At 41.2% G+C, this 763-nt stretch carries 1 protein-coding gene; it reads right to left on the reverse strand.

Features of this window, described 5'->3' with window-relative positions:
• On the reverse strand, window positions 1-268 hold a 268-nt coding region (locus CVN76_RS31590; protein WP_100530148.1), incomplete at its 3' end, for an HNH endonuclease.
• Window positions 269-763 lie beyond the last annotated feature (495 nt).

A 763-nucleotide genomic window follows, 5' to 3' on the forward strand; every position in this document is an offset into this window, starting at 1 on the left:
TAATGTGATGGACTATTTTTGCAGGCGTAACAGCGCCTTCGTCCAGGCACCTTTTACATAGCGGATTGGCATAGATAAAACTATTTCTTACTTGCTTCCATTCTTTAGAATTGTAGAAGGCTGCAATATGTTTGTTCTCCTTCGAGAACCTAACTTGTTCGTTATACTGTTTGGCTGCTGCGCCTTTGTGTTTACTGCAATAGCTTTCCGTGTAGTCGGCCATTTCTCTACAGCCTGGCTTTGTGCAAGCTCGCATAGGTCGTGCCATGGTTTCACCTCGTTGATATGTTTAATCTCGGGCAGCTGCTTACATCCATACTAGAAAGCTCCTTAACATTTCATGAAGTGTAGGCAGCTAATTAAATAGCGGTGCGCGGCCCTGTTTTATCTCCTGGTTAAAACTGATCAAAATATTAGAGGGTGGGGCGTAACTTTCATAGAAGCTCGCGGCCCTCCTTATTCCCTTCTTTAAAAACTGATCAATATCGTTTAAGCCTGGGTAGCTCCTTATCCCCTCTTTAACCCTAAAAAAATAGGACGCATTCATATGAAAGCGCCCGGTAAAATCTATATTCCTTCCTGCAAATAGGATTTTAATTAACCTTTCCCATACATCGTTTAACTACACTCGTCCTATATTGCATATAACACTTACTAGCCCCTTCCTGAGCTGCTTTAAAATAAGTTCCCTGCCCTACCTTAAAACGTTTGTATGTTGTGCTGTAGCAGATTTTACTTTTATTGAACTTGTCATAGCTTAAAA

Source organism: Bacillus sp. mrc49 (assembly GCF_002803435.1).